At 67.4% G+C, this 18,922-nt stretch carries 13 protein-coding genes; 4 read left to right on the forward strand and 9 right to left on the reverse strand.

The window, feature by feature from the left end; all coding sequences use genetic code 11:
* Positions 1 to 7: 7 nt before the first annotated feature.
* Positions 8 to 2,122 (forward strand): AIPR family protein, encoded by a 2,115-nt coding sequence (locus ACZ4WQ_RS19470; RefSeq protein WP_398371449.1) that lies wholly within the window; start codon positions 8 to 10, stop codon positions 2,120 to 2,122.
* A gap of 16 nt (positions 2,123 to 2,138) precedes the next feature.
* Here ACZ4WQ_RS19470 and ACZ4WQ_RS19475 read toward each other — a convergent pair whose 3' ends face one another.
* The 3 genes from ACZ4WQ_RS19475 to ACZ4WQ_RS19485 form a co-directional block, all read right to left on the reverse strand.
* Entirely contained in the window at positions 2,139 to 3,755 is a 1,617-nt protein-coding gene (locus ACZ4WQ_RS19475) for a serine/threonine-protein kinase (RefSeq protein WP_398371451.1), read from the reverse strand.
* A gap of 82 nt (positions 3,756 to 3,837) precedes the next feature.
* Positions 3,838 to 4,029 carry a hypothetical protein gene (locus ACZ4WQ_RS19480; RefSeq protein ID WP_398371453.1) on the reverse strand — a complete coding sequence of 64 codons (192 nt, stop codon included), beginning with the start codon at positions 4,027 to 4,029 and terminating at the stop codon, positions 3,838 to 3,840.
* Between the two features lie 11 nt (positions 4,030 to 4,040).
* Positions 4,041 to 4,892: a helix-turn-helix domain-containing protein gene (locus tag ACZ4WQ_RS19485; RefSeq protein ID WP_398371455.1), complete on the reverse strand. Its 852-nt coding sequence runs from the start codon at positions 4,890 to 4,892 to the stop codon at positions 4,041 to 4,043.
* A 272-nt stretch (positions 4,893 to 5,164) separates the two neighbouring features.
* Between ACZ4WQ_RS19485 and ACZ4WQ_RS19490 the strand changes: the two genes are divergently transcribed.
* Positions 5,165 to 5,548 carry an ATP-binding protein gene (locus ACZ4WQ_RS19490; RefSeq protein WP_468022338.1) on the forward strand — a complete coding sequence of 128 codons (384 nt, stop codon included), beginning with the start codon at positions 5,165 to 5,167 and terminating at the stop codon, positions 5,546 to 5,548.
* Between the two features lie 48 nt (positions 5,549 to 5,596).
* On the opposite strand, the gene ACZ4WQ_RS19495 is transcribed toward ACZ4WQ_RS19490, so the two are convergent.
* The 6 genes from ACZ4WQ_RS19495 to ACZ4WQ_RS19520 all read right to left on the reverse strand — a co-directional run bounded on the left by ACZ4WQ_RS19495 (position 5,597) and on the right by ACZ4WQ_RS19520 (position 16,194).
* The gene (locus tag ACZ4WQ_RS19495; RefSeq protein WP_398371459.1) at positions 5,597 to 8,755 is read right to left on the reverse strand and encodes a type I restriction endonuclease subunit R; all 3,159 of its coding nucleotides are present in this window, start codon (positions 8,753 to 8,755) and stop codon (positions 5,597 to 5,599) included.
* Between the two features lie 54 nt (positions 8,756 to 8,809).
* Positions 8,810 to 9,424, reverse strand: coding sequence for a DUF4276 family protein (locus tag ACZ4WQ_RS19500; protein ID WP_398371461.1), 615 nt, complete (start codon positions 9,422 to 9,424; stop codon positions 8,810 to 8,812).
* Positions 9,421 to 10,635, reverse strand: a complete 1,215-nt coding sequence (locus tag ACZ4WQ_RS19505; protein ID WP_468022311.1) for an AAA family ATPase — start codon at positions 10,633 to 10,635, stop codon at positions 9,421 to 9,423. The genes ACZ4WQ_RS19500 and ACZ4WQ_RS19505 overlap by 4 nt, the downstream gene beginning before the upstream one ends.
* Before the next feature lie 34 nt (positions 10,636 to 10,669).
* The gene (locus ACZ4WQ_RS19510) at positions 10,670 to 11,932 is read right to left on the reverse strand and encodes a restriction endonuclease subunit S (RefSeq protein ID WP_398371465.1); all 1,263 of its coding nucleotides are present in this window, start codon (positions 11,930 to 11,932) and stop codon (positions 10,670 to 10,672) included.
* Complete coding sequence (locus ACZ4WQ_RS19515; protein ID WP_398371467.1) at positions 11,929 to 13,995, reverse strand: type I restriction-modification system subunit M; 2,067 nt, start codon at positions 13,993 to 13,995, stop codon at positions 11,929 to 11,931. Before ACZ4WQ_RS19515 ends, ACZ4WQ_RS19510 begins: the two co-directional genes overlap by 4 nt.
* A gap of 78 nt (positions 13,996 to 14,073) precedes the next feature.
* Positions 14,074 to 16,194, reverse strand: coding sequence for an N-6 DNA methylase (locus tag ACZ4WQ_RS19520; RefSeq protein ID WP_398371469.1), 2,121 nt, complete (start codon positions 16,192 to 16,194; stop codon positions 14,074 to 14,076).
* 194 nt (positions 16,195 to 16,388) lie between these two features.
* On the opposite strand from ACZ4WQ_RS19520, the gene ACZ4WQ_RS19525 reads away from it, so the two are divergent.
* Both ACZ4WQ_RS19525 and ACZ4WQ_RS19530 read left to right on the forward strand, forming a co-directional pair.
* Positions 16,389 to 18,083: a TIGR04141 family sporadically distributed protein gene (locus ACZ4WQ_RS19525; RefSeq protein ID WP_398371471.1), complete on the forward strand. Its 1,695-nt coding sequence runs from the start codon at positions 16,389 to 16,391 to the stop codon at positions 18,081 to 18,083.
* A 203-nt stretch (positions 18,084 to 18,286) separates the two neighbouring features.
* Positions 18,287 to 18,919, forward strand: coding sequence for a hypothetical protein (locus ACZ4WQ_RS19530; protein ID WP_398371473.1), 633 nt, complete (start codon positions 18,287 to 18,289; stop codon positions 18,917 to 18,919).
* The last annotated feature ends 3 nt before the right edge of the window (positions 18,920 to 18,922 follow it).

An 18,922-nucleotide genomic window follows, 5' to 3' on the forward strand; every position in this document is an offset into this window, starting at 1 on the left:
ACCATTCATGGCCACCTCGGGGGCGGACACGCCTCGCCAGGTAACGCAGGTCCGCGAGCAACTGCACGAAACATTCGACGGGGTGATAGAGGACAGTGACATCGCCCACTTCCGAGGGGGCAACTACGAACAGCGCTTCCTCTCCCGCGCTCTGGCAGCTCTCGCGGTACGACGCGTGGCCAAATGCAGTGTGGCCGAGGCGGCCCGGTTCGTCACGGACGGTATCGCGGACCAGGGAATGGACGCCATTGCCCCCCTGCCTGAGAGCGGGCAGGCTCTGCTCGTCCAGGCGAAGTGGAGCGACAAGGGCACGGCGACCTTCGACGTGGACGCCGCCAAGGCGATGGTGGACGGCCTGAACCGGATCGAGAACGAGCTGTACGACCAGTTCAACCAGCGTGCCGGTGCCCTCGCCCTGGAGGCCAGGCCGTTCATCGTCAACGAGAGAGCCACCCTGGTCATCGCGCTGATGGGCACCGTGGAGCCCTCTCCGCCCGCACGCGAGGTTCTCGACAACGCTCTCGACGAGTTCAACAAGCACGGCGCCCGCTTGAGCGTCGAGGTGCTGTACGCCGCAGACTTCCATGACCAGATCCACGCGGATCTCCGGCCGGAGCCGATCCGCCTCGACGTACGCCTTGACGACTGGTACCAGCAGAAGGGACCGCTCGAGGCCTATCAGGGCACAGTCTCCGCCGAGAGCGTCGCCGAGTGGTACGAGACGCACGGTACCGGCCTGTTCGAGCAGAATCTCCGAGCCCCGCTCGGGACCACCGTCACGAATGCCGAGATCGGCCAGACCCTCACTTCCGATCCCACCAAGTTCTGGCATCTGAACAACGGCATCACCATGATCTGCGACTCGCTCACGGCCAGGCACGACAGCGCCAAGGCACCGCAGAGCAGGCCGACCACTCTCACCGTGACGGGGGCGAGCATCGTCAACGGCGCTCAGACGGTACGGGCTGTCGCCAGGGCCATGCACGACGACGGCGAGGCCGCGGCCAACGCCACTCTGAGCATCAAGGTCATCAACACGCATGAGGACCGGGAATTCAGCGTCCAGGTCTCGCAGGCGGCGAACCGGCAGAACGCCATCGAGCAGCGCGACCACATCGCGCTGGAACCCGTGCACCAGGCGATCAAGGCCAACCTGCGCGCCGAACTGCGCAAGCAGTACGTGATCAAGCGGGGCGAGCCGGTCGCCGCGCCTGAGACCGGCTGTTCACTGGACGAACTGGCCCTCGCCCTTGCCTGCCTGCACCCGGATGCCGAACAAGCCGCCCGGGCCGCCAGTTCCACGGAGAACCTTTGGGAGCAGGGTCCCAAGGGCAGCCACACTTTGCTGTTCAAACGCGAACCCTCTCCCCAGAAGGTGTGGCGTTCCGTGCTCACGTTGCGGGCAGCACGGAGCGCGGTCTACGAACTGGGCAGCGGGCAGAACAGCCGCGAGGCGGCGACCGCGGAGCACGGTGGCTTTCTCGTCACCCACATGCTCTTCCAGCATCTCGGGGCCACGAGCATCGAGGACCCCGACTTCGACTGGGAGAGCGAGGTCCTGGAGAGAATCCCGGCCCTCGTACCGGATCTGGTGCGTCGGCTGACGCACCAGATCGTCACTCGTTACGGGCCGCGTCCCCAGATCAAGGCATCCTTCCAGACCGCGGAGACATGCCGAGAGCTGGCGAAGCAGGTCCTCGGCGACCTGGTCGATGGTGTCGCCGTTCCCGTACCTCCCGTGAAGGAGCGCAAGCCGCGTCGTCCGAACACGGTGCCGCTCCTGGTCGACCGCCGTGTCATCAAGGAGGGAGCCCCCCTCCGGTACGAGGCTCTGAACGTGCCCGAGCGTGACGCCATGGAAGAGTGGCTTGTCGAAGACGAAAGGCGACGCCAGGCGACCTGGGTCAATCACCGGACCAAGCCGATCCTGTGGGCGTACGACGAGCAGCTGTACTCGCCGTCTGGGCTGGTGTCGAAGATGTGGGCGGATGCCGAATGGGACGATCGGCCGGTGGCCAACCAGGGGACAGCTCGCTGGTTCCTTGCGGACGGCCGCAGCCTATGGGATTTGGCACAGCGCATCCACAGCGAAGAGGACGAAGAGGGCGAGGACGAGGAATGACGGTACCGGCGGAACGTCAGTAGGGGCCTGGCCCCTCCGAGTGGCGTAGCCGGGCGAGGAGGTCGGCGATTTCGCGGGTCTCCTCGTGGTCCTCGCCGAGGACGACGCACATGTCCTCGTGGAGGGCGTCGAGGACGGCCTCGGCCTCGGTGCGGCGGCCCTCGGAGAAGAGGAGGACGCCGATGCTGCGGCGCAGGTCGAGAGCGGTCTCGGAGGCGTCTGTGTCCGTGTCGGACACGACCTCCAGAACTTTTTGGAACTCCCGCAGGGCGGCGGTGGCCTGGCCGAGGTTGGCCCGGCAGTGGGCGGCGTGTCGGCGGCACTCCAGCGCCTTGTCGCTGGATGGTCCCGCCGTACGGGTGTAGACGGCGGCCAGTGCGTCGAACTCTGGTAAGGCGCGCCGGAAGTCCTCGCCGGCCATGAGGACCGCAGCGCGCTGCCGCCGCAGGCCGAGCACCCGGGGATTGTGCGCGCCGAGGGCGGTGGCCGCTGTGGCGATCGCCGTCTTGAGGACGTCCGCGGCCTGGGCGAACCGCCCGCTCTCGGCGAGGTCCGCGGACCGGGCGTAGGCGTCCTGGATCGCGTCCCGCAGGGTGGTGTCGACGCGCGCCGGGACCGGGCCCGGAACCGTCGGCTCGGGTGAGGGCGCAGGCGTCGTGGTCCGCCGCAGCGGTGCGTTCGGCTGCCGGTAGATCACCGTCGGGTCGGGCACCTCGGAAGGGGAGCCGCCGTCGGTGAAGACCACGGGGTCAGCCGCTGAACCCGGCTGCGGCAGGTGCGGAGACAGGCGCTCGTACACCGCGTACGCGTCGGCCGGACGCTGCTCGGGCGCCTTGGCCAGCAGGTCGAGGGTCAGTGCCTCCAGGTCCTCCGGCACCTCGGGCCGCAGGGCGCGCAGCGGCGTCGGCGGCACGTCCATGTGTTGGTGCATGAGCTGGTAGTCGTTGTCGCCGCTGAAGACCGGCTCACCGGCGAGGAGTTCGTGCAGCACGCAGCCGAGCGCGTAGAGGTCGCTCAGCGGCGTGATCTGCGCGCCGTCGATCTGCTCGGGCGGCATGTAGCGGCTGGTACCGATCCGGTTGCCGGTGGCCGTGAGTCGGGTGATGTCCGTGCGCAGCAGCTTCGCGATGCCGAAATCCAGCACCTTGACCGTCCCGTCCCCGGCGATCAGGACGTTGTCCGGCTTCAGGTCGCGGTGCACGACTGGGATGGCGTGGGCGTATGACAGGACCGTGCAGATCTGAGCGGCGATCGACGCGGCCCAGCTCACCGGGAGCCGTGCCGCCGCGCCGTCCTCGGTGTCCGTGAGCACCCTGCGCAGGGAGATTCCGCGCACGTACTCCATCACCAGGTACAGCCGGTCGTACGACGCCTCGTCCAACACCGCGTCGAACACCTGCGGCACGCCATGGTGGCCGATCCGTGCGGTGACGCGCGCCTCGCGTTCGAAGCGGCGGGTGAACTCCTGCGCCTGCGCGGGTGACGCGACGGCGTCGGGCCGGATGAGCTTGACCGCGATCTCCCGGTCGAGAACGGCGTCGTAGCCGCGCCAGACCGTGCCCATGCCGCCGGACTCGATCTCCTCGATCAGCTCATAGCGGCCCTGCTCGCCGATTCTCCATGCCTGCGCCACGCGTCGCGCCCCCGCCATCCCGATGCCTCGTCAGCCGATTGCCGTACACGGTACCGACTGGTGCCGGGGCGCGTGGCGTGTCCTACAGCAGGTGGTCGGCCTTGCCGGCCTTGATGTCGGTGATGAGGGTGCGCAGGGCTTCGAGGGAGTCGGTGAGGTAGCGGTCCTCCTGGCCGTTGACGGCTATGTAGCCGTTGCCGTCGGCGTCGGTGCCGAGGCGGAAGCAGTTGCTCGCATCCTGACAGAAGGGGGCTTCCCAGTTGATGTCCGGCATAATCAACTCTCCTAAAGGCTTCGCGAAATGGTGTGCATGAGGTCAAGAGTCGCGCTGGGTGAAAGAGCGATTCTCTGCATCTCGTCGAGTTGCAGCCGGTACTTACACAAGTCAGCTGCGGAATGAAGGAACTCTCCCGCCATGGTGCGATCCAGTTGCACGGTGTCCAACGGGGGTACCTGGCCGAGGGCGTAAAGGGTCGCCTGACCCGAACCGGGGAACACGCCAGCCGAGAACGGGATGGCCTGGATCGTGACGTTGTCGCGGTCTGCCGCTGCCATGAGGTGGCCGAGCTGGTCCCGTAGCCCCCGGCATCCGCCGACTTCGATCCGTAGCGCGGCTTCATGGATGATCAGCTCGTAGGCCGACGCCCCCGGCCGGTCGATGGCCTGGTGTCTTTTCACACGGTGCGCCACTCTGGCTTCGAATTCTTCCGCAAGCAGTGGCGGGATGGCAGCCTGGAAAAGAGCGCGCGCGTACGCCTCGGTCTGGAACTGTCCCGGCATGTGCGTCATCGTGCTCACACGCAAGCCCTGGGCGTGCCACTCCAACTCGGCAATGTCCAAGAATGTCGCGGGCAGGATATCGCGGTACTCCTCCCACCAGCCGCTCGTACGGTCGCCGCACATGGCGACCAGCGCATCCACCAGAGCTTGGTCCGTGCACTCATACCGGAAGGCAATGCGCCGGACGCGCTCCGGGCTGACACCGTGGCGTCCCGCTTCCGTGCTGGTGATCACCGTCCGCTTCGTGTCCAGTAGCGCGGCGGCCTGTTCGGTGGACAGTCCTGCCCCTTCCCGCAGTTTGCGAAGTTCCGCGCCCAGCCGCTGTTGGCGTGCGGTTGGGTTGCTCCTGGGCGGCATGCGTTCCCTCTCGTCATGTGCGGCTCAGTCTGCCGCTGAGCGAAGTTCGTTCCAACGGGTCTTCAAGACTAGGTAGCACATGTAGCCCCCGATGCTCTACTGTCAGTATCGCGCACGCTACACACCGCAATGCCGGAAGCGCACCGCGCGAGCATGCCTGCCTGCCTTGGGGCGGGGTGCCCGCGACCAGGGCGGCAGGCCACCGGCGACCCCAAAACCCCTCATACAGCCATGGAGTCCGCCATGCCTGAAATCCCCCTCGTACCTGCCCACTGGCGCTTCCCCGCCCACCCCACCTCCGTACGGCGGGCCCGGCACGCCGTCGCCGAGTCGCTGCCGTACGGCCTTCGCCCCACCTCGGCGACGACCTCGGCCTGCTGACCTCCGAGCTGGTCACCAACGCCGTCCGTCACGGCGCCTGCCGGGAGGACGAGGACTTCATCGAACTCGTCCTGTGGCCCGCCGACGGACACTACTGGCTTGCCGTCTCCGACCCGGGCACCGGCAAGCCCGAACTGGTCCGCCCGGAGACGGACTCCGAGAGCGGTCGGGGTCTGGTCCTCGTCGACAGCCTCGCCACCGCCTGGACCGTCCGGCCTCGCCCCACGCGCGGAACGTCCGTGATCGCGGGCCTCCCTTTCCGCCAGTTCGGTTGACGGGGCGGAGCCGTCCGCCGGGAGGGACCGGAAGGCCGGGCGTACGGGTCAGGCCGCCTCGTCGTCGATGTTCTCCTCCCGGCGGATCATCCGCCAGGCCGCCCGGCGCGCACTCTGGTTGAGAGACTGCTTGAAGCTGTCGTCGTGGCTGAAGTACTGGCGTCCCATGTTGGCGATGGTGTCGATGTGCTCGGCCATCTTGTCCTCGAAGACCTCGTCGAAGACGAGCCCGAAGTTCTCCTCGTCGTTGACGGCGGCAGCGCGGACCTTCGGGTCCGCCTTTGCCTCGTCGAACGGCGTGAGCACGTCCTGTTCCGTGAAATCGGTGCCGAACTTGTCGTTGAACTTCTCGATCAGCTCCGACAGCAGCGACTTCTCCTGCTCCTTGGCACCGCCCGCACCCTCGCCGAAGCCGCGCAGCTCCGCGGCTCCCTCGGCGGTCAGCGCGAGGTTGTGCTCGCCGGTCTTCTGGATGCGCAGGTGACTGAGGTCGATGTCCCCTATGTCCACGCCGCCGTCTCCGCGTCGCGGCAAGCGGTTGAGCAGGTGGCGGCCGTAGAGGTAGAGGCATTCGAGGTCGGCGTCGCGGTAGGGCACGATCTGCGAGAGGAAGCCGTACTTCCGGACGTAGTCGTTGAGGCCCGCGCGGAACTGCTCGGCTGCTTCCTGGGCGTCCTCGTCCGGGTCGCCCGCCTCGTCCTTGCGGTCCAGCAGCTCGGTGAACCGCTCGACGGCGGGGCTCAGATTCCGGTACAGCTCCGCGTGCAGCTTCTCCCAGCGGGCCACGGAGCCCGCCGCCTTCTCCTCGGCCGCCAGATAGGCATCCGCGAACTCCCGCATCTCCTCCTCGACGAGGATGTCGGGCTGCATGACCTTGCTTTGCGCGGTGTAGAGGAGGTTGGGGTCGGAGGGGAGGGTGGTCGCCTCCTCGAAGTACGGGCGGAAGGACTCCTTGATGTCCTCGGCGTCGTTGACGAAGTCCAGTACGGCCAGGTCCGCCTGCGACTTGCGGTCGGCGGTGCGGTTCAGGCGGGAGAGGGTCTGGACGGCGCTGATGCCCGCGAGCTTCTTGTTCACGTACATCGTGGTGAGGAGCGGCTGGTCGAAGCCGGTCTGGTACTTCTCGGCGACGACCAGGATGCGGTACTCGCGCTGCGTCGCTTTCCCGCCGGTACGCACGGTTTTGTCGTCCTTGCGTGTGTACGCGAACGCCTTCGGTAGCGCGGACTCGGCCAGGCCGCCGTTCTCCTTCGGCTCGGTCGTCTCCTCGCCGTCGTACGTCAGGCTCCCGGAGAACGCGACCAGGACGCCGGGGTCGGCGTACGCGCGGTCGTCGATGTACTTCCTGACTGCACGGGCCATCTGCACGGCGCTGTGCCGGGAGGCCGTCACCACCATGGCCTTGGCCCGCCCGCCGAGTCGGCCGGCGGTGTGCGTGCGGAAGTGCTCGACGATCACCTGTGCCTGCTGCGTCACGGTGGAGTCGTGCGTGAGCGCGTACCGGGCGAGCAGTGGATTCGCCTTGGACGGATCCACCTCGCGCTCGTCCGGGTTCTTGTTCACCAGCTTCCAGTACGTGTTGTACGTGACGTAGGTGCGCAGAGGGTCGAGGATGAAGCCTTCCTCGATGGCCTGGCGCATCGAGTACGTGTGGAAGGGGACGTACGTCGGCTTGCCGTGGACGCTCTCCAGGGTGCCGAAGAGTTCGAGCGTCTTGGCCTTGGGCGTGGCCGTGAACGCGAAGTAGGAGAGGTTCTCTGCCATGCTGCGTTGGATGGCCTTCCGGCGGAGCTTGGCATCGGTGGAGGTGGCCGCCGCTGCTGCCTGTTCGGTGGCCCCGACCTCGTCGGAGTCCGAGTCCAGGCCCATCTCACGCAGCGCCGCGCGGACGTCCGTTGCCGCGCCGCCGGACTGCGAGGAGTGCGCCTCGTCCACGATGATCGCGAAGTTGTGGCCCTGGATCTCGGTGGGGTTGCGGCGCAGGTAGTCGATGAGGGCCGGGAAGGTGTGCAGCGTGACCGTGATGATCTTCCCGGTCTCGCGGGACAGCGCCTTGGCGAGCTGGTCGGACTTCGCGCCGTGCTTCTCGTCGATCTTCACGACCAGACCGGCGGTCTTCTCGAAACTGCCGACGGTCTCGCGGAGCTGGGCGTCGAGATTGCGGCGGTCGGTGATGATCACGACCTTGTCGAAGACGGGGGCGCCCGGCTTGAGCCCGGCGGCCAAGGCGGCGGGGTCGATCTCGGCGGGGTCGGTGGGAGTGTGCAGCGACGACAGGCGGTGGGCCAGCCATCCGATGGTGTTCGACTTGCCCGAGCCGGCGGAGGCCATGCCCAGGTAGTTGTGACCCGCGCCGTGGCGGGCCGCGTGGCCGGCGAGCTTCTTGACGATGTCCCACTGGTGGTAGCGCGGGAAGATCAGCTTCTTGCGCGTCCGCCCGTCCGCGCCCTTCTCCTTGCTGAGGTGCACGAACCGCTCGATCAGGTCGAGCCAGGTGTCCCGCTCCCAGATCTGCTCCCACAGGTACGAGGTCGCGTACGTCCCGGGGACGGTGGGCGCCGGATTCCCCGCGCCGCCGGGCTTCCCCGGGCCCTCCGACCCGGTGTTGAACGGCAGGAACCGCGTCGGCTTGCCCCGCAACTCCGGCGCGACGAACACCAGGTCCGTGTCGATGGCGAAGTTCGCGATCACACGCCGCGTGAAGATCAGCTCGGTGGGGTCGCGGTCCGTGCGGTACTGGTCCTTGGCGGCCTCCACCCCCTGCCGCGTGAGGGCGTTCTTCAACTCGGCGGTCGCCAGCGGGATCCCGTTGAGGAAGAGGGTGAGGTCGAGGCGTTTGCCCTTGTCCGCCTGCTTGGCGGCGTACTCCAGCTCCTTGACGAAGGTCAGCCGGTTCCCCCAGTAGTCGTCCAGCACCGCGTCCGACGCGACGAGCGACGGTTTGAAGTGCGCGAGCCTCATCAGCACGCCGTGGTCCTTCACGCCTTTGCGGAGCACATCCATCACACCGTCGTCCGTGATCGCCTGGTCCACGCGCTTGGCGAACCCGGCCTGGGCGGTGTTGGGATCTCCGCCGTAGACGGCGATCAGTTCGGCCCATTCGTCGGCTTGGGTCTTGCCGATGAACTCGAAGAGCTGGGCGGTGTCCAGGCCGAGGTGAGGGCGGTAGTCCTGTCGGTTTCCTTCACTCCAACCACGCTCCAGCATGGCGGCGACTATGGCGTTCCCGAATGCGGCTTCGTCGTGGACGGGCATGAGCGGCTATTCTCCCCGCTTTCCAGTGACCAGATAGGTGATGTCGCGGCAGAACTTGTTGAACGAGGATGAGTTGGCGCGGGCCAGGTCGAGATCGATGACGTCAGTCAGTGCTGCCTGGTCCACCCGCGGGCGGTACCGCACCCCGTCGCGCCGGTGGTGGGTCAGCCGGCCCTTGCAGTCGCGTAACGTCTCGCTGTTGGCCGGAACCTCCAAGTGCTCGGCCAGACCCGCCCGGCCGCTGAGCGAGGGCGCTGAGGCGAGGAACCACGCCTCGAACTCCCGGTTCGCCAGCACGACGGCCGTCCGGCGATCCGGGCGGGCGGCCTCGGCCCGGGCCAGCAGCGAAGGCCCGACGCTGGCCGGGCAGTCGTCGGCGGCGTCGATCATGACCAGGATGCCACCCAGGTTGTCGGCGGGTACGCGTCGAGCCTGGGCCTCCACGGCGGCTTCCAGCCCGCCCGGCCGGGCGAGCTGGCCGCGGTCACGCCGGAGGGGTCGCTTGATGTCCGCGTCCCAGATCTGCGCCTCGCCCATCAGCCTCCGCAGGAGGACGGGCAGTGCGCTCATCTCGCCCTCACCCTCCACGACGGAGGCGATCGTGACCCTCGGGGGGTTCACTCCTCACCCTCCGGCTGCTCGTCCGGCTGGGCTGGGGGTTCGACAACCGGGCGCAGTTGGTCGGATCGCAGCAGTTCGGCCGTGGTCGCCAGGCCGTCGGCCACGATCGACCGACTCACCGGGTCCACTTCGCCGATCACCGTGACCCCGCGCTCGGCGGCGACCACGCGGATGGCCGACAGGTCGGCCTCCTTGCGGTCGAACAGCTCCGCGCTCTGCGTGGTGGCAAGGACCTGTACGTGCTCGCTCGCTTCCGCGAGCGCGTCGTAGAGGGCCCCGGCCGCGAGCGGGTGCGGCGCCAGCTCGGGCTCCTCGACGGCGATGAGCGGAATCCAGCCTTCACGGGCATCGGGCTGGAAAAGCGCGGTCAGCAGGCCGATGGCCCGGATGGTCCCTTCCGACATGGACTCGGCCCGGAAAACGTGGGGTTCCGTCTCGCCGTCGGTGGCGAAGTTGATCCGCGCCGCGATGTAATCGGCGGAGGGGTCCGTGGGACCGACCTCCACGACACCGGGCACGATCACCCCCAGGTACTGCGAGATGCGCTCGCGCTCCTGTTCGCCGAGAGCGGCCAGGGCCGGGCCGAGGTCGCCGCCGTCCTCGCCCAGGGCTCCGGCGGTCGGCGTGTTCGGGCTGGCCTTGCGGAGATTGGCCGGATCAGGGCTGTAGAAGAACATTTCCGTGAGGGCCGCGAAAAGGTCACCGAACGGCTCGCCCTCACTCAGGTGTGAAAGTTGCAGTCGCTTCTGGCGACGCCCCTTCCCGCTGCGGTCGCGCATCAGGAAGCGCTCGGCATTCGCCCGACCCTTGACGCCCAGGCGGCGCATCTCGCACAACTCCCGCTGGATACGGACACCATGCCCCGTATCTCGCCCCGTCTCGGGGATGGTCTGCGGCGCGAGGGTGATCTCGTACCGCCCCACCCACGGCTTCGCGTTGGGGGTGATCTCCGGCAGGTGAAATTCCAGCCCGATCGTGCAGGAGGTCGCCGGCTCCGGGACCCGGCGCAGAACCTCCTCCCACCCGCCACGCGTCGCCACGGCCTCGGTCGGGCCGTTCACCAGCGCGTCGCGGACGAAGCGCAGGGCATCGAGGAAGTTCGACTTGCCTGCGGCGTTCAGCCCGAGCAGCACGGTGAACCGGCCGAGAGTCACGTTGCAATGAGCGATGGATTTGTAGTTGTCGACTCGGACACGGGTGATGAACGGCATCGGGCGGTGGGGCGCGGCGGGACTCATGGCGCGATCATTCCTCGATCCCTCGCCCGCTGGCGGTGGACACGTCGATCTGGCCGGTGACGGCGGCGGTGATCAGGGCTTGGCGCCGTTCGGCGAGGAGGCTCAACTGTCGGTTCAAGGCCGACAGCAACGTGTCCGTGTGTTGCTGGTGCGCTCCCACACATCGGGCGAGATTCTGCCGTTTCGCTAGGCCGTCAGGGAGCCAGACGGTGAAGTGTGCGAGATCGGACATGTTCAAGGCAGGCTGAGCTGCAGAACCACTTGTAGCAACCTCAGCCTGCTGCCGGAAGCCTCTGCTTCGAACCCAAGAAGCAATCAACTCTGGTTCCAGCTCCGGGACGAGTTGAACTCGAGCGACAGCGCGACTTACGTTGAACCCATCGACGCCGTTAGGAGCTACATCACACCTCCCGATGGTGGCACCTACCACGGTGATGAGTAGGTCGCCAGGCGAGATGCGAGTGCGCCGATACTCATGGGCTTGTTCCTCCTCGATCCTTGGCAACCTGTCGAGGTCTTGGTCAAGTCGCCCGAGGTCGCTGACGCGGATGAGCGGAATGCCATTGCTTGAGAATTTTGGCACCAGCACCCCGTAGCAAGGGTTTGATCTCATTAGGTGCCTGAATCGGTACTCGCGGTGCCTATTGGAACCGGAGAAGAGCTCGGTGAGAACTACATCTGAGCGCTCAAGAACCAACTCGGACTGTCTGCGTCGCAGGGCTACTAGGCGGTCGATGCGGGAGGTCCCGGCGTCCAGGAAGTCGGCGATGCGGCGCTGCTCCTCCAATGGTGGCAGCGGGACAGGCAAGCGATTGATGTCCCACTGGAAAAGATGCGGAACCCCCATGCCGCCCTTGAGCATATTGATGGTTTCCTGTGTCGTCCGGCTCGCTAGGACATACCGAAGGTAGGACGGCTCAATCCCGGTCGATCGGATGACGGCAATCGAGCCGTTCACGGTCGCCGGACGAGGGAGATCCCGGATTATATTGACGATTCCAAGAGTGTTGCCGTCTTTAGCGAGCAGTACGTCCCCTGGCCTCAACTTCAGTTCCGGGGACTCTTCGTAGCGGAATTCAGAAATGTAATTTACGTTGAAGAAGTCAATCTCGCGCCCCTTGATATTGGGAGTTGACAGAAACGCGTATCCTTCTGGCTGATACTCGGCTGCAGTGAGAGCCTTCCAGCCAATTCGCGCGTTGACCGTAGCAACCCGGTCCACCCGAGTCCTGCTCCATCCAGCAGGTAGCGACTGGAGGTCGACAGTCACTCTGTCACCTCCCCAAGCAGCGCCTGAATCTCGGCCTCAAGCGCCTTCAGCTCCCCGTCGATCTCTGCCAACGGCCGCGGCGGCTTGTACACGTAGAAATGCCGCGTGAATGGAATCTCGTACCCGATCTTCGTCTTGCTGTGGTCGATCCACGCATCCGGGACATGCGGCAGGACCTCGCGGCGCAGGTATTCCTCCACGTCCTCCGCAAGCGGGACGTTCTCGTAGTCGCGCAGCTCCGGGTCCGGTTCCGGCTCGCCCTTGACGAGCTGGACCTCGCCCTCCGGGTCGCGGACGCCGACTGCTTCCCGCAGCGCCTTACCGAACGGCGCACCCGTCGGCCACAACAGGCCAGCCGCGACGACCGCGTCCTTCAGGTCGATCCACGCGTCGGACTTCGTCGTCCAGGACTTCCCGACCAGCGGGCGCAGCGCCGCCACGAACTCCTCGACGTCCGTGGCCCGTGTGATCGGCTTCGACGCGGTGATCGCCGCCAGCGTCTCCTCCGTCACCTCGAACCGCAGCTTCAACGGCCGCTCGACGGTGATCCGGCGATACCCGAAGTCCTCGTTGCGGAAGACCTTGATCTTCCCGGCCCGGTCGGCCAGGTCGTGGCCGCCGCCCTTCTCCGCCGCGTTGAGGACCGCCAGCGCCTCCGTGTACAGCCGCGTGATCTCGGAGATGTGCTGCTCGCCCAGTTCCTTGCGCTTGTCGCCGAGGGACTTCCGCATCTTGCGCCAGTAGTCACGCGCGTCCAGCAGGACGACTTTGCCGCGCCTGTCTCTGGCCTTGCGGTTGCTGAGCACCCAGAAGTACGTGGAGATGCCGGTGTTGTAGAAGAGCTGGTCGGGCAGGGCGACGATGCCCTCCAGCCAGTCGTTCTCCAGGATCCACTGCCGGATCTTGGACTCGCCCGACTCAGCTGCCCCCGTGAATAGCGGGGAGCCGTTGAAGACGATCGCGATCCGGCTGCCGCCTGACCCCGACGCGTCCACCGGCTTCATCTTCGAGATCATGTGCTGGAGGAAGAGCAGCGAGCCGTCGTTGATGCGCGGCAGGCCGGCCCCGAATCGCCCGCTCTCACCGAGGCGTTCGTGCTCCTCCTCGACCGCGTCCTTGACCTTCTTCCACTCCACGCCGAACGGCGGGTTGGCCAGCAGGTAGTCGAAGGTGGCGCCGGTGTGGCCGTCGTCGCTGAACGAGTTGCCGTACTTGATGTTCTCTGGGTCCTGACCCTTGATCATCATGTCCGACCGGCAGATGGCCCAGGACTCGGGGTTGAGTTCCTGGCCGAAGACCTTGACCGTGGCATCCCGGTTGTAAGCGGTGATGTGCTCCTCGGCCGCGCTGAGCATGCCGCCGGTACCGCAGGCCGGGTCCATGACCGTGCGGACGGTGCCCGGCAGGGCCAGCGCGTCGCTGTCCGGTGCGACGAGCAGGTTGACCATCAGCCGGATGACTTCCCGCGGCGTGAAGTGCTCACCGGCCGTCTCGTTGGACTGCTCGGCGAAGCGCCGGATCAGCTCCTCGAAGACATAGCCCATCTGGTGGTTGGAGACGATCTCGACCGGCTTGCCGTCCTCGTCGAGTACGACATTGCCGTCGGCGTCCCTCTTCACCGGCCGCAGGTCGAGGTCGGCGAACCGTCCGACCACCTGGTACAGCAGGTCCGCCGCCTCCAGCCGCTTGATCTGCTGGGCGAACTCGTATCGCTCCAGGACTTCCCGGGCGTTGGGGGAGAAGGCGCCGTAGTACTCGTTGAGGTACTTCGCCGCGTGTGAGGCGTCGCCCGCGATGGCCTTCAGCGTGTAGGTGCTGGTGTTGTAGAAGCTGTGGCCGGACGCCTTGCGCAGGAAGCGGTCAGGGTTGATGTCCTGATTCTCGTAGCGGTCGGCGACCTCCAGGACCTTGTCCTTGGTCGGAGCGAGGACACACTCCAGGCGCCGCAGCACGGTGAACGGCAGGATCACCTTGCCGTAGTCGGACTGCTTGTAGTCGCCGCGCAGGAGGTCCGCGACCGACCACGCATGGTTCGCCAGTTGCGTGTGCTTACTGCTGTTCAACGGAGTCCTTCCGGTGTTCGCCGTCCCTGTGGGACAGAGACGTCAAGTCTGGTCGTTCGCGGTGCCGGGCCGCACGTTTCACGCCGATCCGTGACCGTCCGGCAACAGCGCGCCGCCGGTGAGTCCGGTGCTGAGGAGACGTGTGACGTCCTCGGCGGCCTGGTCGGCACGGCGGGCGGCGGTGCGCAGTTCGTGCAGGCGGCGGAAGGCGGCGCCGTAGCGCTGCTGTTCGGCGAGCGGGAGCAGGGGAACGCGCAGGCGTCGCGGGTCCACCCGGACGAGGGATGAGCCGGTGGCGGCGGCGTTGACGTTCTGCTCCGCCGCGAGGAACCCGGCCAAGAACCATGGGTCGAGCCGACGCCGATCCGGGCGGAACAGCAGCAGGTGGGTTCCGAGGAAGCAGCCTGCCTCGCCAGGCTCGACGACCCGGGCCACGGCCGTGCGTCCCACGCGGAGGATCTCCGTGAGCAGCACGTCACTTCCCTGGATCAAGGGGACGGCGACGCCGGTGGGAAGGTCCGCATCCGTTCCGGAGGCGGACCGGTTCTCGAAGACGTCGGCAGCCGTGAGCGCTGGCCATGCGACGGGTTCTGCTTCGGGCCGAGGCTGCGATTGGCCGCTACGGGTCCGGCGGCCCGGGGGCGCCGTGTGGAGCAGACTGAGAGCGCCGCCACGCAGAAGGTCCGCGACCGTTGCGGTGCGCCAGTCGCGGGGCCGGTCGTCGGCCGGCGGCCAGTCGCCGCCAGTACTGAGGCCGACCAGGTCTGTTGCCGCTTGACGTAGTTGGTCGTACCGCTCCGATGCCCGCCGGGCCAGCAGGGCGGGGCGGAGTGCTTGCCGGGAAGCCGTCCGGATGTGGCGGGCCGGGGTCAGGTCCACGGCCTCGTCCAGGAGGTCGGTGACCGGCATGGCGGCGGCGATGCCTGGGGCTCCCGTGAAGTCGCCCTGATCGGCGAGGTATGCCCGCCATGCCGAGAGCACGGTGTCGTTGACGGCGGACCAGTCAAGATCTCGGTTCTCGGCGGCGGCATCGACCAGCAGGACGGTCCCCGGGGCTTCAGTTTGTGGCTCGGGGCGCTCGAGCACCCATAGGTGCAGGCCGATGTGGAGCGGGGTGGCCGCGCCCTGGGGAAGCGCGACGACCGCGCGGAGGGCTCCGTCCCGTACGAGCTGAGCCCGGATGCGCCGGCCGGCGGTGCGCTCCGCGACGGCGGGCGGCATGAGCAGTACGGCCCGGCCGCCGGGGGTGAGGTGGGCCAGGCAGTGCTGGACCCAGGCGAGCTCGGGCTCGCCCTTGGGCGGCACGCCGTAGGCCCAGCGCTGGTCGTACGCCAGCTCGTCGTGCCCCCAGTCACGGACCCCGTAGGGGGGATTGCACAGGACGGCGTCCGCGGTGAGGAACTTGAAGGCATCGGAGCGCAGGCTGTCCCCCGTACGTACGGAGATCGCCGCCTCGGCGGCGTTCAGCCGGAGCCGCACGGCGGCCTGTGCGGCCTGGGCGACCAGCACGTCTTGGCCGTACAGTGCGGTCGCGCCGGCGGATGCCGCAGCGGCGAGCAGCGATCCGGTACCGCACGCGGGGTCGAGAACGCTCGCGGGGAAAGCACCCGCGCTGTCGGTCAGGAGCCGGGCCATGAGGTCGGCCAAGGGGCGCGGCGTGCGGTAGGTGCCGGTGCCCCCCGCGTCCTCCAGCAGACGTTCGGCCAGGACGTCCGACGCAGCCTCGGCGCCATCCGCGATGACGGACTGCAACAAGGCCCTCACCGGCCCGGTCGCCTCGGGAGCGTATGCGGCGTCCTCGGCTCCCGGGATGTCCTGGGCTCCGTCGTCCACAGCTGACCGGACCCATCGCAGTAGTGCGTCGTCACGCAGTTCGGAACGGGCTTCGCGCTCTCTCCGGTCCAGTTGGGCAGTCGCGAGCACCACAGGGAGCAGGTGCAGGGCCAGTTCGCTGTCGCCGGGGTGGGTGCGCAGCGCGGTGCGCAGCCGGTCCGCCGGGGTGTCCTCGGGGAGTTGGCCACGGGCGGAGAGCCAGGCGCGTACGGCGTCGAGGTCGTAGGTCGGGCTGGTGTCCGTGCCACCCGCAGGGGCCGGGAAGTCCGGATGCCGACGACGCCAGTTGCTCACTGTGGCGCGGGTGACTCCGGCCAGCCGCGAGATGTCGGCGGCGGTCACGTGGGCACTGGCCTGCTGGTTCATGGGCTCCTGCCGGGTGACGTGGGGCGGGCGTGCTGGACAGCTTCACTCTATACCGACACTCAACCGCCGTGAAGTATTTGACAGTGCTTTCAGTTGTCGCTCTACTGGTCATGCTTTCACTCGGCTTCCCGGCTTCCCCGGGTCTCCCGGGCTTCCCCCTGCCCACCACACGTCGATTTGAATGGAGCGGCACCATGGCCACCAGCACTTCCGGGACGTCCAAGCGCACCCTGTATCGGCTCACGGGTGTCGCTCCCACGGTCGACGCGATGTTCGGCGTCCTCGACCCCACCCGACTTGACGCCGTCGGTGCGGAACTGGACTTCCCGGGGGAGTGGTTGGGCGTTCCGGCGCTGCTGGTCACCGGCAGCTTCGCGCAGCCGGTGGCGAGCTGGTGCGGCGAGATCAACCGCACGACCGGGTGCGAGGTGTCGCGGCCGGTGAACCGGTCGGCCGGGCTGCTGATGCTCGCGGTTGACGGCGAGGTGTACGCCATCGGCTACGACCAGGGCTTCCGCCTGGTGCCCGACCGGGTCAAGGACCGGCGGTTCGGACTGAGTTTCGTGATCCGCAGGGTGGACCCCGCCCAGATCCGGGACCTGGTCTCCCATACGCCGGGCGGCGGCCGGACCGACATCACCCTTGTGCCCGGCGGCGCTCCGGTCTGGAGCCTGGGTGTCCAGGAGCACGCGCAGATCGTGCGGCGGCTGGGCGGCCGACTGGACGGGATCGAGCTCACGATCGCTCAGGACAACCGTACGAAGATCTCCAGCGTCGAGGGTGGTACCGGGCTGCGGATGCGCCTCGGTATCGACGCCGCGGACCTGGTCGCGGACATCCGGGCCATCGCCCGTGTCCTTCGGGACGAGGCCCCGGCTCCGGAACTGGAGTTCGTCGAGCACATCGTCCCGGTCAAGGGCGCCGACCTCGCCACTCGGCTGGAGGAGCGGCTCGACGGCATGCTGGGCGAGGTGCCGGACGGACGTATCGCAGTCGCCGTCCCGTCCGATCGCTGGGACGACTACGGCACCGCCCAGGCGTTCGCCACCAAGGTGCACAGCCCGGAGGCGCGCCTCACCGACGACTTCAGCTTGGATTACGTCCTGAACCGGGCCCGCGTGCAGAGGGCGGGAACGCGCTTTGCCGCGCTCCGGGACGGCACCGTCACCCTCTACGCGCACACCCGGGCGGAGAAGGGTGACGTCATCTGGACGTCGAGCGTGCTGCGGTGGATCGAGGCGGAGGTGGTGCTCGGTGCTCGCCGGTTCTTCCTGTTGGACGGGCAGTGGTATGAGATCGGTGAGGCGTACCTGGAGGCGATCCGTTCGCAGGTGGAGCGGCTCATCACCGACACGCCCTCGGTCGACCTTCCGGCCTGGGTGCTCGGGGACAAGGAGCGGGACTACAACGAGTCGGTGCCCGACCTGCGGCCCGGGTACGTCTGCTTCGACCGTGACAACGTCCGGACCGCGCTGCACCGGGGCAACGGCGTGGAGATCTGTGACCTGCTGAGCCCGGACGACGTCCTGGTCATGGTGAAGCGGGCCAAGGGCTCCGACGCGCTGAGCCATCTGTTCGGCCAGGCCGTCGTCGCCGTACAGACCCTGTTGCACTCGCCGGAGGCCGGGGACGGATTTGCCCGGAAGGTGGCTGCGGCCCGGCCTGGCCGGCCTCTGACGGAAGGTTTCCGGCCGTCGAGGGTCGTCTTCGCGATCCTGCTGAAGGACGGCGCTGACCTCACCGCCGACACGCTGTTCCCGTTCTCGCAGGTCACCCTCGTGCAGACGGCCAAGATCCTTGAGGCCTGGGGCGTCGAAGTCGAGGTCATCGGGATCCAGGCCACGGCGGTGCCTCCGAGCGGGGCGGGAATCCGCCACCTGGCCGCGTAGCGGGTGCCTCAAACACATCTAAGGAGGATGAATCAGAGGCAGGCGACACCGAGTGATGAAACGGCTGTGACGACCATCGGCTGACGCGAACCCCGGAGTGATCCGGGGCTTTCGTCGTGTTGAGGCGGCGATCCCTGAACTTTTCAGATGGGGCCGGAAAAGCCCGTTGCTGGGCTTAGGCTGGCCTGCGGATCATGTCTTGTGTGTCGGACTGGAGTGATCTCATAGGCCAAGCGTTCAGCGCCTTACTGGGGACTGTCCTCGGTGGTGCGATCACGGTATTCGTCGCGCGCTGGCAGACTGTCAAAACGATCAACGCGCAAACCCGACTAGCAGCTGATCAACATGTGGCCAGTGTTCAACTGGCGCGCGTTGAGAGGGAGCGGGAGAACTCGGCAGTCGCCGCCAAGCAGCTTCTTGAACGCTTGGCCGACCTCTATGCCTGGTTGCCCTCACTGCCAGATGTCTCCCTTGAGAACCCCAGTCTGAGTGAACATGCGCGGGTGCGTTGTGCCGAGGCGATGGAGTCCGTCCGCCGTGGGATGTTCACCGAACTCTTTTCGATCACGGACGCCGAGATGCGTGAGCGGTACCGAGCGTTGGTACGCCTCGTCTACGACACGGGGTGGCGTGGGGCAGGAGGCCAACGCCCTGATCGGCTTGTCCGAGATGTCCGCAATTACCTGCGCTACGTGCAGATGTCTCTGGGGTCCGTCATCGACGGCAAGCCGCTGCCTGTCCACGAGGAGCCCCCAGCCCTCGACCGAGACTCACCTGGTGTCTGGTCGCCATCCAGCTCTTCGGCGATCTGGAACGACCCTGCCGACAACAGTTGAAGA

The organism is Streptomyces sp. NPDC028305 (genome assembly GCF_055569495.1).